Below are 12,307 nucleotides of genomic sequence, written 5' to 3'. Positions count from 1 at the left end.
GGGGACGCCAGCCGCGGCGACGGGCGGGGGCGTGACACCCGCGGAGGCCTCGTACTCGCGGACGATCCGCTCGGCCTCGTCGCCGCGGCCCCGCGACTCGAGGTAGCGCACCGACTCGGGCAGGCCGAAGCGCACGACCAGTGCGTACGCGGCCGGGACCAGGCCCACGGCGAGCGCCCAGCGCCATCCGTCGTCGCCGACGGGCACCACGAAGTAGCCGATGAGCGCCGCCATGATCCAGCCGACCGCCCAGAACCCCTCGAGGATCACCACCACGCGTCCACGGATCCGGCGCGGCGCGAACTCACTGACCAGCGTCGAGGCCACGGGCAGCTCGGCGCCCAGGCCCAGCCCCACGATGAAGCGCAGGACGATGAGCATCGCCACGCCGGTCGACAGGGCCGCCGCTCCGGTCGCCAGCCCGTAGACCAGGAGCGTCCCTGCGAAGACCTGCCGGCGGCCGATCCTGTCCGCGAGCAGTCCGCCGAACGCGGCGCCCAGGGCCATGCCGACGAAGCCGATGGACCCGATCCACGACAGCTCGGTGGGCGTGAGCGACCAGTGGACGGCGAGTGCGGCCATGACGAAGGAGATCAACCCCACGTCCATCGCGTCGAGCGCCCAGCCGATGCCCGAACCGAACAGCAGTCTGCGGTGCTTGCGGGTGAACGGCAGGCCGTCGAGGCGCTCCGTGCGGGTCGTCATGTCGGCCACGCTACTTGGCACGCCCCGCGTGTCAGAGAGCCTCCCGGACTGAACAATCCCCGGATCCCAGCGGCGGTCGCGGCAACGCTCTTAGGCGGCCGGGCGGCCCGGACCGGTGGAGAGCCGGGAGGAAACGCAGCACACTTCTCTGGTTTGAGCGCCACGCCCCTGGATGACGATGTCCGCGACCTGCTCCTCGAGCCCAACCCGTGCGTGATGGCGACTCTGCGCAAGGACGGCTCGCCGGTGACTGTGCCCACGTGGTACCGGCTGGTCGACGGCGACCGGATCCACCTCAACCTGGACGCCGGCCGGGTGCGGTTGCAGCACATCCGCCGCGATCCGCGGGTGGCGCTGTCCGTCATCGCCTCCGAGGATTGGTACACCCATGCGAGCATCCAGGGGCGGGTCACCGAGATCGCCGACGACCCGGACCTGTCCGGCATCGACGCCCTCGCCCGCCACTACACCGGCGAGTCCTACCCCACCCGCGACCGGCCGCGCGTGAACGCGTGGGTGGAGATCGAGCACGTCCACGTCTGGGGCAGGCTCCTCGACAACTGACGTGGCGGGGGCCCGCGGGGGCAGGACTGCGGCATCGCCCGCGACGAGGGCGTGGCCGTCCTACGCTGAGGTCACCCCTCACCCCTCGACGCCCGGAGGCCCTCATGTCAGACCGCTATCCCCTCGCCGAACTCGCTGATCTGCCCGGGGACCTTCGCGAGCGCATTCTCGCCGAGCAGGAGAAGGCGGGGTTCGTCCCCGAGGTGTTCCTGATGTTCGGGCGGCGGCCCGCCGAGTCGCGGGCGTTCTTCGCCTATCACGACGCTCTCATGGAGCGCGAGGGCAACCTGTCCAAGGCGGACAAGGAGATGATCGTGGTGACCATCTCCGGGCAGAACAACTGCCTGTTCTGCGTGGTAGCCCACGGGGCGATCCTCCGGATCGTCAAGAAGGCTCCGCAGATCGCCGACCAGCTGGCGGTGAACTACCGCAAGGCTGATCTGACCCCTCGGGAGCGGGCGATCTGCGATTTCGCCACCAAGGTCAACCTGCGCTCGGACGAGCTGTGCGACGCCGACTTCGCCGCCCTGCACGAGCACGGCCTGGACGACGAGGACGCGTGGGACATCGCCGCGATCACCGGGCTGTTCGGGCTGAGCAATCGCCTCGCCAACGCCACGGACATGCGTCCGAACCCGGAGTTCTACCTCATGGGCCGGGTGCCGCGGCAGAAGTAGTCGCTCGCCGGGGACCGTGCGCCGGTGACCGCGGGACGGTCGCCGGCGCACGGGCAGCTGAGCTCCGGCCGATCAGTTCTGCTCGCTCACCACGCCGCAGGCCACGCGGCTGCCACCGTCGCCGGCGTTGCGGGTCTCCTCGTCGGGCCCGTCGGGCGCGTAGCGCTCGGGGATGTTGGCGAGATTGTCGGAGTTCTCGTGGATCATCACGGCCGAGCCGTCGTCGTCCAGGAGCAGGTCTCTGTCGAGTCGGTCGGTCAGCGTCATGATGCGGGCCGTCCCGTCCTCGGTCACGAAGAGCGGTGGGAGGTCGCCGGCGTGTTCGGGATGGCCCGCTTCGCCGTCGGGGCCGGCGAGGTGACCGCCCGCGGACAGGAACGCTCCTTGCTCGCCCGGCTCGTTGGGGTTCTCACTGTCGGGCTCGCAGAGCCCGATGCCATGGATGTGGAGGCCGTGGAACCCGGGCGTCAGGTCGGTGGCGTCGACGGTGACGAGCGTCCCGCCGCCGGCCTCGGCGAACTCCGCCGTACCGCGGGCCTCGCCCTCGGGGTTGATCAGCTCGGCAACAGCGAAGACCTCGCCACCGTCGGTGCCTCGATCCGCGACGCCTTCGGTCACGGTTGTCGTCGCGGTCTCCCGGGGCTCGACATCGCGCTGAGCCGCCGGCGAATCCTCCCCGGTGCCGCATGACGCGAGCAGGAGCACGGATGCACCGAGGGCGGCGAGTGGCATTTTCTTGCGCGAAAGTCGGGCAATGGACACGGTGCGTTCGGTCATGGAACCTCCTCGGACGGCGTCGTGTGTGCGTCACGGTACCGAGAGGCACCGTCGCTGCAACCGCCTTGCGCGACAGCGATTCTCGGCCCGGCCGCGCAACCGGGGCGCGTTAGCACAAAGTAAGCGCGTTCTCGCCTAGCCGACCTGGCGTTTTGTTGATCTGCCAGCGGACGAATCGGACATTCGCTCTGCCGCTCTCGCAGCCAGCTCGTCTCGTCGAGTTAGAGCCGCTGGCCTGCAACAACTTTGACGATCAGCGCGAAGCGCCCATCCGCCAGCTGCGACCCTGCGTGATGTTCGTTACGCAAACTTGTCGAAAAACTTGCAGAACCTGAGAGGGGGATGCATGCCCTTCTCAGTCCCCGCACAGATTCCCTCTGGCCCTCCGCGGGGCGTCCCTCCCCCTCGGGCCCACGGGCTCAATCCCCCTCTAGAAAGGGTTCATCATGAACCAGGCGTTCTACGCTCTCGCCACCCTCCAGGCCTTCTTCTCCGATCGCCTGGACAATCGCAAGGACCGCGGCGCGACCGCTGTGGAGTACGGCTTGATGGTCGGACTCATTGCCGTGATCATCATTGTCGCGATTCTTGCGCTAGGCAATAACCTCCAAGGCCTGTTCCAGGGCGTCGCTGATGATGTCGCTAACCCGGCCGGTGCCGGCGCGGGCGCCCCCCGCGGGCGGCTAAACCCGATCTGACTCCGGCGCAGCACTCGTCACTGGTGCTGCGCCGGAGTCCGGACAGTCCCTTCACTTCCCAACCGTCTCGTCCCTCGCTCGACAGGCGCCGCCATGTTCACGCCCTCACGTGAGCGCGGAGCTACAGCGGTCGAATTCGCGCTTGTCCTGCCGATTCTTCTTCTCCTGGTAATCGGCATTCTCGAATTCGGCCGGGCATACCACGTGCAAACCACCCTCTCGAATGCCGCGCGCGATGGCGTCCGGGTGATGGCATTGCAGGACAGTGCCACAGCTGCACGTACAACGGCCAAAGACTCCGCGCCAGGTCTCCCCCTCACCGACTCGATGATCGACGTCACCCCTACTCGATGTGCATCAGACACCACCGCCCCCGGCCAGGTGTCGGTCACCATCTCCTATCCGTTCACGCTGGTCTCCGGCTTTCTCCCCCTCGATGACTTCACCCTCACCGGCAGGGGGACCATGCGATGCTTCGGCTGAAGGATGACCGGGGCGCGGTCGCCGACATCGTCGCGATCCTCATGGTGCCCCTCATGGGTTTCGCGGCGATCTCCCTCGATATCGCTGCGACACACGCCGAGAGGCAACAGCTTCAGATCGGGGCCGACGCGGCAGCCCTGGCCATCGCCCGAGACTGCGCACGAAAGGCATGTGGCTCTCCACGGACCACCGCGCAGGACTTCGCCACGTTGAACAGCAACTCGGGCGAGGCTGTCGCCACTGTACCCGCGGTCCCCTCCGCCTCCACAGGCAGAGTGACCGTTCACAACTCGGCAGTTCGACAGCACTGGTTCGCTCCGGTGCTAGATATCGACAGCACCGCGCTCACCACTACATCCAGCGCCGGGTGGGGCGGCCCGACCGGTGGAACAGCAGCGCTCCCCCTCATCATCTCACTCTGCGACTTCAACCAGTCCTCGGTCGGCGGGATCCCGACAGGAGTGGAACAAACGATCGTCACCACGCCCGCCGGCACGTGCTCGGGCGAGGGTGGGAACTCACCGACGATCGTTCCCGGCGGTTTCGGCTGGCTGGAGACCGACGCGAAAAAGAGCTGCTCCACCACCACCAACATCAACACGAAGGCGTACAGCGAACCCGGAAACACCCCGAAGCAATGCGACCTCTCGACGATCCGCGGGAAGACCATCCTTATCCCGCTCTTCGACGAGGCTGACTCCGCCAGCTCCGACGGCAACGGCAGGGGCGCCTGGTACGAGGTCTACGGGTACGCGGCTTTCCACGTCACCGGGTACCACTTCTCCGGCCAGAGCTGGAACCCGCCGTGTGACAAGAACCAACGCTGCATCCGCGGCTACTTCACCTCGATGGTGAACACGGACCCCGACTTCACCTACGGCCCGGACGCCCCAAACCTCGGCACATCCGCCGTCTACCTACTACCCGATTAGTGAGTAAGCCATGACCCGACGTCTCGTCTCGGCCATCGCGGCGGGCGTGCTCGCGATCCTCGGCGCCGTGTTGCTCGTCAGCTACGTGAACAACGCCGACAGCCGCGCGATGGCCGACATGGACCCCATCGAGGTTCTAGTGGTGTCGGCCCCAATCCCCCAGGGAACCCCGGCAGAGGAGATCGCTGCGTCGGTCACCACTCAGCGGGTGCCCCGAGCCGCCGTCGGCCCGAACCCCGTCCGCTCGATCGCGGAGGTTGCGGGACGGGTAGCCTCGACCGACCTACAGCCGGGCGAGCAGGTCTTGAACGCCCGGTTCGTCACCCGGCAGTCGCTCGAGCGCTTCGGCGGCATCCCGGTCCCCGACGGATACCACCAAGTGACTATCCCACTCGACGCCTCCCGGGTGGTCGGCGGAACAGTCACCCCTGGGGACACGGTCGGCGTCTTCGTCACATACGGCGACGGGTCCACCCGTCTCATTCTCCGGAAGATCCTCGTGACTCGCGTACAGGGCGGGCTCGGTGCGACCCAGCCCGACGAAGGGGTGGAAAACCCCGACGCGGCACCTGAACCCGACGGCGGCGCATTGATCACCATGGCTCTCACCACCCAGCAGTCCCTCACCGTCGTCCACGCCGCCGAACATTCGAGAATCTGGCTCTCCCTCGAAGACGACTCCGTCCCGAACGACGGCCCCCCCACGATCGAGTTCAGGGACTTCTCCTCATGAGCCGCATCCTGATCGCCTCCGACTCCGCCGACCTGCGCGGAAAGGTCGCCACCGCGGTCGGCGCACCCATCTCGGCCATCGCCGGCACCGCACTACCCGCAGGCCCGCCGCAACTTTTCCAGCGGCTGGGCGCAGGCGCGCCCATCCCGCAGGTCGTGGTGATCGACACCGCCGCGGGGCCCGACGACGCTCTCGCGCTCTCGTCCAGGCTGGCGGCCGAATGCCCCGGCATGGCCGTCGTCCTGGTCACCGACCAGCCCGACACGCTCGCGCTGTCCGCGCTACGCGCCGGCGCGTGCGACGTCGTGCATCCCGAGGCGACGTGCCGGGCGTGCGCGGCCTGCGCAAGGAGATGACCGTCCTGCGCGACCTGGCCATCGACGTCGACAAGCGCCACATCCTGGTCAACTTCGCCGACCTCCGCAGCGGCCTGACCAAGGCCGACGCGGAAGCGACCATCGGTGCGAATCTCGACCTGGTCCTGCCCCGCAGCAAGGCCGTCCCCGTCTCCATCAACCAGGGCCTGCCCCTCCTGCAGAGCGACACCCGCGACCCCATGACCAAGCAGCTGCGCAGACTCGTCGACCGATTCACGCCGGCGCCCATGCGCCCGGCCCCGACCGCCGCGCCCATCACCGTCGGCGGGCGGCACCGACTCCGTAGGAAGCGGGTGAAGGCATGAGCCTGTCCGATCGCCTCCGCGCCGCGCGCGCCACCCCCGGCAGCACCATCACCGCGGCGCCTCCGGCCGACACCGCCGCGCCATCCCCCGCCGCGCCGGGCTCGGCGTCGTCCGTGGTCAGCCCGACGGTGACGACGACGAAGCCATCCACAGCGGGCAGCCCGCAGACTCCCGCGACGGCGGGCGGGCCTCCGACCGACGATCCCACGGTCGATCCGCTGATCGCTCTCAAAGAGCGCGCGGCCACCGCGTTGTTCGAGCGCATCGGTGCGCGCCTGAACAACCCCTCGCTCACCGAGGACCAGCTCCACACCATGGTGCGGGCCGAGCTCAACAAGGTCGTGGAGGACGAGACCGTCCCCCTGACCGGCGACCAGCCTCAGCGCCTCATCTCCGACGTCCAGGCCGACGTGCTCGGCCACGGTCCGCTCGAGAAGCTGCTCGAAGACCCGGACATCACCGAGATCATGGTCAACGGGCCGGACATGATCTTCGTCGAGCGCGCCGGCCAGCTCACCCGTCACCCCTCGCGGTTCACCTCCGAGGACCACCTGCGGCAGGTCATCGAGCGGATCGTCTCCCGCATCGGCCGCCGCGTCGACGAGTCGTCCCCGCTGGTCGATGCCCGGCTCGCGGACGGCTCCCGCGTCAACGCGGTGATCCCGCCGCTCGCGGTCAACGGGTCGTCGCTGACCATCCGTAAGTTCTCGAAGGACCCCTTTCAGGTCCACGACCTCATCCGCTTCGGAACGCTCACCCCGGAGATGGCCGAGGTCCTGCAGGCGTGTGTGCAGGCGCGACTCAACATCATCGTCTCCGGCGGCACCGGCTCCGGAAAGACGACCCTGCTCAACGTGCTGTCCTCGTTCATCCCCGAGGGCGAGCGGATCGTCACCATCGAGGACGCCGTCGAGCTGCAGCTACAGCAGGATCACGTGGTCCGGCTCGAGTCCCGGCCCGCGAACATCGAGGGCCGCGGGGAGATCACCATCCGCGAGCTCGTCCGTAACTCGCTGCGTATGCGGCCCGACCGCATCGTGGTGGGCGAGGTCCGCGGCGGGGAGACCCTCGACATGCTCCAGGCGATGAACACCGGCCACGACGGCTCGCTCTCCACCGTCCACTCCAATTCTCCACGTGACGCCATCGCCCGCCTCGAGACGCTCGTGCTCATGGCGGGCATGGACCTCCCGCTCCGCGCGATCCGCGAGCAGATCGCCTCCGCCGTCGACGTCATCATCCAGCTCACCCGCCTGCGCGACGGCACCCGCCGCATCACCGCGGTCACCGAGGTCCAGGGCATGGAGGGCCAGACGGTCACCCTGCAGGACGCGTTCCTCTTCGACTACTCCGCCGGCGTGGGACCCGACGGGAAGTTCCTCGGTAAGCCCGTCGCCACCGGGGTCCGCCCGCGGTTCACTGACCGGTTCGCCGAACTGGGCATCACCTTGTCTCCCCGGGTGTTCGGGGCCACCACCGACGGAGCGGGAGCCATCCGATGATCGCGTCGCTGTTCTCCCCTGCCGCGTTCGGGCTCGCGGCCGTCACGGTGGCGATCGCCGTGCTCACGTTCCTGGCGCTCGCCCCCACCCGCAACCACATTCCCCGCGAGCGCCGGCGGCCCGAACAGGCCGCCGGCCCTGGCCTGCTGAACCGCACGGCCACCGCGCTCACAGAGGCGATCGACGCCCTCCTGCGCCGCCGCGGGACCACAGGGGCCGGCCAGCTCGAACGCGCCGGTGTTCGCATGGGTCTCCAGGACTACGTCTTCCTCGTCGTCGTCGCCACGATCGTCGCCTTCGCGCTGGGACTCATCCTCTCCGGCCCGGTGATGGGCGTGTTCCTCGCCCTCCTCGCCCCTGCGGGCGGGTACGTACTGCTCCAGGTCCTCGCCGCCCGCCGACGCGCGGCGTTCGCCGACCAGCTCGACGACTCGCTGCAGCTCATGGCTTCGAGCCTGCGCGCCGGCCACAGCCTCCTGCAGGCGCTGGCCTCCGTGGCCCGCGAGGCCGAGCAGCCCACCTCTGAGGAGTTCGCGCGGATCATCAACGAGACCCGCGTCGGCCGCGAGCTCGCCCCCGCTCTGGAGGAGACCGCCAACCGGATGGGCAGCCAGGACTTCGTGTGGGTCACCCAGGCCATCGCGATCAACCGCGAGGTCGGCGGCAACCTCGCCGAGGTCCTCGACGGCGTCGGCCACACCATCCGCGAACGCAACCAGATCCGCCGACAGGTCAAGGCGCTGGCCGCGGAGGGCAAGCTCTCCGCGTATGTCCTCATGGCGCTGCCGTTCGGCATCGGCGGCTTCCTCTTCATCTCCAACCCGTCCTACATCGGTGTGCTCACCCAGAGCCCGCTCGGTTGGGGGATGATCGCCGCCGGCGCGGTCATGCTCACCATCGGCGGGATCTGGCTGAGCAAGGTCGTGCGCATCCGGTTCTGACCCCGGGCGCCGCCCCGAACCGGGGGGCACCGCCCCGCCCCGAACCGGGCAGCGGCCCTACCGCAGCCCCCGCCCCTCCCCTCCCCCTCTTGCCCGTCTCCGCGAAAGGAGGCCCCTGCGATGTCGTTGTCCGCCGCACTGGCCGTGTTCGTCCTGACCGCGTCCATGTTTCTTCTGGCCTTCGCCGTCTTCGCGGGTCGCGACACCGTCCGCGCGCGCACCGTCGCCAACCTCCGCCGCGGCATGGACGACGGGTTCGCCTCCCAGGTCGACCTGACCGGGGTCGACGACGACGATTCCCGTAGCCGCCTGTACGAGGTCGCCCGCCGCCTGACTCCGGTCGGCACTATCCGCCGGCTCGAGAAGCTGTCCATCCGCGCTGGGCGGCCCCGCGGCTGGTCCATCCAGCGGCTGGTCGTGGCCAAGATCGTGGTGCCGCTCATCGTGGTGCTACTGGGCCTGGCGCTGCTGCGCACCAACCCGGAGCCCCTGTTGCTCCTCCTCACGCTGGGGACCGCGGTCGTCTGCTACTTCCTGCCCGAACTCCTCCTACAGAGTCGTGGTCAGGAGCGCAATGACGAGATCGCGCTCGAGTTGGCCGACACCCTCGATCAGATGACGATCGCCGTGGAGGCCGGCCTCGGGTTCGACGCCGCGATGGCCCGCGCCGGTCGCAACGGCACCGGTCCGCTCGCGCAGGAGCTCATCCGCACGCTGCAGGAGATCCAGGTGGGGCAGTTGCGGCGCACCGCCTACGAGCAGCTCGCCCTGCGCACCGACGTGCCCGACCTGCGCCGGTTCATCCGCGCGATCATCCAGGCCGACGCCTACGGCATCTCCGTGGCCGACGTGCTCCGCACCCAGGCGTCCGAGATGCGGCTCAAGCGTCGGCAGCGGGCGGAGGAGAAGGCCCAGCAGGTGCCGGTCAAGGTGATCTTCCCCCTGCTGGTGTGCATCCTGCCCGTACTGTTCATCGTGCTGCTCGGTCCGACCGTCATCAACATGATGGAGGCGTTCTCCTGACGTGACCACCCCTGTCACCGCCCTGATCTGCGCCCTCCTCTGCGGTGGGGCCGCCGCCGCGCTCACCCGGTGGATGCGCCGCCTCATCGAGTCCGACTCGCGTTGGCTGCGCAGCGGACTGCACATTCTCCTCTCCGCGGCGGGAGGCGTCGGCGCGACGGCGCTCGCGACGAACTGGGCCGAGCTGGTGGCGTTCGCCGCACTCGCGGTGGCGTGCGGCCTGCTCATCGCGATCGATCTGGCGGTGTTCCGGCTCCCCGACGCGATCGTGGGGCCGCTGTACCCCGTCCTGTTCGCCGGGCTCGCGGTGTCCGCCTGGCTCACCGGCGACTGGGGAGCGCTGGGCCGGGCCGCAGCCGCGGCCGTCGCGCTACTCGCGTTCTACTTCGTGCTGGCCCTGATCAACCCGGCCGGGCTCGGGTTGGGTGACGTCAAGCTGTCGGGCGCGCTCGGGGCGCTCCTCGGCTGGCTCGGCTGGCCCGCCGTACTCGCCGGCACCCTCGCGGCGTTCGCCCTCAACGCCGTCGTCGCTCTCGTGCTTCTCGCGTCCCGGCGGGTCACCGCCAAGAGCGGTATCGCGTTCGGCCCCGCTATGATTCTCGGCGCGGTGCTCGGCGCCGCCTACTGGGTAGCGCGCTCGACGGCCCTCGCGGGATAGACGGGCTGGCGCGCCCCGCTGTCAGCGGCGACCTCCCGCGCTCACGCCGCAGCGCCTGCCGGGCCGAGCGACAGCCGGTCGGCGTCGGCCCCCACGCTGATCAGGCGAAAGCCGCTGCGTCCAGTCCGGAGCGATGGTGGTGGATCTGGTCGGCGAGCGTGGTGACGTGCGTCTGATGCAGTACTGTCACGCCCCCTGCCGTGCGGGCCCGCGCCAGCGTCGACAGTGCGAGACCGGTCCCGCCCAGCCGGTACTCGCCGAGCAGGTCGAGGGTGAGGTCCTCGTCGTCGTCCCCGTCGCCCGCCCGGCCATCGGCGCGTCTCACCCGGTCACCCACACCGCTCGGGTCCCGGCCTCCGGCGCCGGTCACCGACCTGGCGCGCACGCGCCAGTCCTCGGCGCCCTCCATGCACGCCACCACCGCGTCGAGTAGCGCGGCGGCGGGCACGGCAGGCGCGATGACGCTCGCCGTGGCGACCACGTTGGGGACGAAGCCGGCCGACCCGGGAGCCGGTTCGGTGGCGGGGTGGGGCCGGATCGCTGCTGCGTCCGGTACATGTGGCGGCGCACGCGGCAGGGCGGACCCACGAACAGGAGCTTTGACGCGCGGGGGCCGAGCAGTGGCCGCAGCTCAGGTCGGTCGCGGAGGGCGAGGATCGCGGTGAGCAGCGCGCTGGGCTCGACCGTGAAGTAGTCGGTCTCCAGCAACAGCAGCGGGGTGTCGAAGTCCTCCCATCGCACTCGCACCTTCACGCCTGACACGCGCTCGGGCGGGACCACGATCTTCGCCCCGGGCTGATACCGGCGCAGGTATTTGCGGTACCCCTCGTGATCGCGGACGTCGTTGGTTGACTCCGCGTCTCCGAGTTCGTCCCACGCCAGCGTGATCCGACCGATCCCCCGCCAGTAGGTGATCGACTCGGGCGTCATCCTGATCCCGCGGAGCATCTGCCACAGGCAGAGGAGGATGAAAGACGCCCCCGCGACGATCAGCAACGGGCCCGTCACGGTCGGGTCGTTGATTCCGTCCAGCTCCGTCGACGGCCACCCGATGAGCTCACCGTAGAAGACGCCGCTCGCCGCCATCGACGCGCCTGCGCAGATCAGGAGCACGAGCTCCGCCGAACCGACTCTGGGCAGCACCCAGGTCGCACCCCGGAAGTTCACGACCCGGTTCGGGAGCACATCACGGAACCCCACGCGGATCGGGATCACCGCCATCCCGAACAACCAGAAGGCACCGAGCGCCACGGGGTAGGCCGTCCGCTCGTCTGCAGGTTGGGTGGCCACCGGGCCGAAGTAGAGGAGCACAAACGCGAGAACAACCCAGAACAGCAAGAACGCACGGACGGGCTTCACCGGCCTGCATACCGCGTGGCAGGTGTACGGGAACGGCCTCGCGGCGAGGTCAGTTCGCACGGTCGAAGGCTCCCCTCACCCACGAGGCGGCGAGTGCGCCGTGGATGTCCAGATAGAGCTGGCTCAGCTCGTCCGAGATCTGGTGGATGAGCGGCTCCACGGTCTGACGGAATCCGATGCACCCGTTGATCAGCTGGGCGCCGGGCACCAACGCATCGACGGTGGCCACTCCGTCGAGATCCGACAACGCGCCGATGGCCCGGGATTTGAACTCGACGGTATTCGCGAAGGTCACGAGCAGGTCGGGAACAATGTCAGTCGAACCTGCCGCAGGCGCGCCGGGCGGGATGTGGTCAGGCACGTGCGGGCCCTCCTCGCTAACCGATGATCGCTGCACACGGTAGTGCCCCGATCCGGCTGAGTGGGGCCGCTCCTCGGACCTGCAGCTGTCCGATCCGCAACCACGAAATCCGCTACTCCGCGTGGGGATTCGCTAGCCCTGTGGGAGTAGCGGATCCCGACGCGGGGTAGCGGATTCGGGAGGGGGCGGCCGGGAGGGGGCTGGGCCGGGAG

17 protein-coding genes are annotated in these 12,307 nt (G+C 69.3%); 12 read left to right on the top strand and 5 right to left on the bottom strand.

The window, feature by feature from the left end; genetic code table 11:
- Nucleotides 1-705, bottom strand: a 705-nt coding sequence (locus HMPREF3086_RS06580; RefSeq protein WP_141764019.1) for an MFS transporter, incomplete at its 3' end; no start/stop codon positions are given.
- Between the two features lie 153 nt (nucleotides 706-858).
- Between HMPREF3086_RS06580 and HMPREF3086_RS06575 the strand changes: the two genes are divergently transcribed.
- Nucleotides 859-1,269, top strand: a complete 411-nt coding sequence (locus HMPREF3086_RS06575; RefSeq protein ID WP_061229961.1) for a PPOX class F420-dependent oxidoreductase — start codon at nucleotides 859-861, stop codon at nucleotides 1,267-1,269.
- 104 nt (nucleotides 1,270-1,373) lie between these two features.
- Nucleotides 1,374-1,946, top strand: a complete 573-nt coding sequence (locus tag HMPREF3086_RS06570) for a peroxidase-related enzyme (RefSeq protein ID WP_007625856.1) — start codon at nucleotides 1,374-1,376, stop codon at nucleotides 1,944-1,946.
- A gap of 72 nt (nucleotides 1,947-2,018) precedes the next feature.
- On the opposite strand, the gene HMPREF3086_RS06565 is transcribed toward HMPREF3086_RS06570, so the two are convergent.
- Nucleotides 2,019-2,723: a superoxide dismutase family protein gene (locus HMPREF3086_RS06565; protein ID WP_061916305.1), complete on the bottom strand. Its 705-nt coding sequence runs from the start codon at nucleotides 2,721-2,723 to the stop codon at nucleotides 2,019-2,021.
- Nucleotides 2,724-3,169: 446 nt separating this feature from the next.
- Here HMPREF3086_RS06565 and HMPREF3086_RS06560 point away from each other — a divergent pair, with 446 nt between their 5' ends.
- From HMPREF3086_RS06560 to HMPREF3086_RS06515, 10 genes are all read left to right on the top strand, one after another.
- On the top strand, nucleotides 3,170-3,421 hold the full coding sequence (locus HMPREF3086_RS06560) for a Flp family type IVb pilin (RefSeq protein WP_070720839.1): 252 nt from the start codon (nucleotides 3,170-3,172) through the stop codon (nucleotides 3,419-3,421).
- Between the two features lie 93 nt (nucleotides 3,422-3,514).
- Nucleotides 3,515-3,904, top strand: coding sequence for a TadE/TadG family type IV pilus assembly protein (locus HMPREF3086_RS06555; RefSeq protein WP_061916302.1), 390 nt, complete (start codon nucleotides 3,515-3,517; stop codon nucleotides 3,902-3,904).
- Nucleotides 3,892-4,836: a pilus assembly protein TadG-related protein gene (locus HMPREF3086_RS06550; RefSeq protein ID WP_061916299.1), complete on the top strand. Its 945-nt coding sequence runs from the start codon at nucleotides 3,892-3,894 to the stop codon at nucleotides 4,834-4,836. Before HMPREF3086_RS06555 ends, HMPREF3086_RS06550 begins: the two co-directional genes overlap by 13 nt.
- A 10-nt stretch (nucleotides 4,837-4,846) precedes the next feature.
- A complete protein-coding gene (locus HMPREF3086_RS06545) occupies nucleotides 4,847-5,569 on the top strand; it encodes a Flp pilus assembly protein CpaB (RefSeq protein ID WP_070720837.1) in 723 nt (240 codons plus the stop codon).
- Complete coding sequence (locus tag HMPREF3086_RS06540; protein WP_061230160.1) at nucleotides 5,566-5,925, top strand: DNA-binding transcriptional response regulator; 360 nt, start codon at nucleotides 5,566-5,568, stop codon at nucleotides 5,923-5,925. The genes HMPREF3086_RS06545 and HMPREF3086_RS06540 overlap by 4 nt, the downstream gene beginning before the upstream one ends.
- Nucleotides 5,922-6,251, top strand: coding sequence for a CpaE/TadZ family protein (locus HMPREF3086_RS06535; RefSeq protein WP_141764018.1), 330 nt, complete (start codon nucleotides 5,922-5,924; stop codon nucleotides 6,249-6,251). Before HMPREF3086_RS06540 ends, HMPREF3086_RS06535 begins: the two co-directional genes overlap by 4 nt.
- Nucleotides 6,248-7,753 (top strand): TadA family conjugal transfer-associated ATPase, encoded by a 1,506-nt coding sequence (locus HMPREF3086_RS06530; RefSeq protein WP_061230158.1) that lies wholly within the window; start codon nucleotides 6,248-6,250, stop codon nucleotides 7,751-7,753. Before HMPREF3086_RS06535 ends, HMPREF3086_RS06530 begins: the two co-directional genes overlap by 4 nt.
- The gene (locus HMPREF3086_RS06525) at nucleotides 7,750-8,694 is read left to right on the top strand and encodes a type II secretion system F family protein (RefSeq protein WP_070720834.1); all 945 of its coding nucleotides are present in this window, start codon (nucleotides 7,750-7,752) and stop codon (nucleotides 8,692-8,694) included. The genes HMPREF3086_RS06530 and HMPREF3086_RS06525 overlap by 4 nt, the downstream gene beginning before the upstream one ends.
- 120 nt (nucleotides 8,695-8,814) lie before the next feature.
- Entirely contained in the window at nucleotides 8,815-9,717 is a 903-nt protein-coding gene (locus tag HMPREF3086_RS06520; protein ID WP_070720832.1) for a type II secretion system F family protein, read from the top strand.
- Nucleotide 9,718: 1 nt separating this feature from the next.
- Nucleotides 9,719-10,375: a prepilin peptidase gene (locus tag HMPREF3086_RS06515; protein WP_070720831.1), complete on the top strand. Its 657-nt coding sequence runs from the start codon at nucleotides 9,719-9,721 to the stop codon at nucleotides 10,373-10,375.
- Between the two features lie 100 nt (nucleotides 10,376-10,475).
- On the opposite strand, the gene HMPREF3086_RS06510 is transcribed toward HMPREF3086_RS06515, so the two are convergent.
- The 3 genes from HMPREF3086_RS06510 to HMPREF3086_RS06500 are packed head-to-tail and all read right to left on the bottom strand — an operon-like array spanning nucleotide 10,476 to nucleotide 12,095.
- Nucleotides 10,476-10,700 carry a hypothetical protein gene (locus HMPREF3086_RS06510; RefSeq protein WP_141764017.1) on the bottom strand — a complete coding sequence of 75 codons (225 nt, stop codon included), beginning with the start codon at nucleotides 10,698-10,700 and terminating at the stop codon, nucleotides 10,476-10,478.
- 41 nt (nucleotides 10,701-10,741) lie between these two features.
- Entirely contained in the window at nucleotides 10,742-11,794 is a 1,053-nt protein-coding gene (locus HMPREF3086_RS06505) for a hypothetical protein (RefSeq protein WP_141764016.1), read from the bottom strand.
- On the bottom strand, nucleotides 11,784-12,095 hold the full coding sequence (locus tag HMPREF3086_RS06500) for a hypothetical protein (protein ID WP_146193789.1): 312 nt from the start codon (nucleotides 12,093-12,095) through the stop codon (nucleotides 11,784-11,786). The genes HMPREF3086_RS06505 and HMPREF3086_RS06500 overlap by 11 nt, the downstream gene beginning before the upstream one ends.
- Nucleotides 12,096-12,307 lie beyond the last annotated feature (212 nt).

The sequence above is a fragment of the Dietzia sp. HMSC21D01 genome, from assembly GCF_001815995.1.
Lineage (GTDB): Bacteria > Actinomycetota > Actinomycetes > Mycobacteriales > Mycobacteriaceae > Dietzia > Dietzia cinnamea.
The sequence above is the reverse complement of the archived record's forward strand: the minus strand, read 5'-3'. Positions and strand labels throughout refer to the sequence as shown.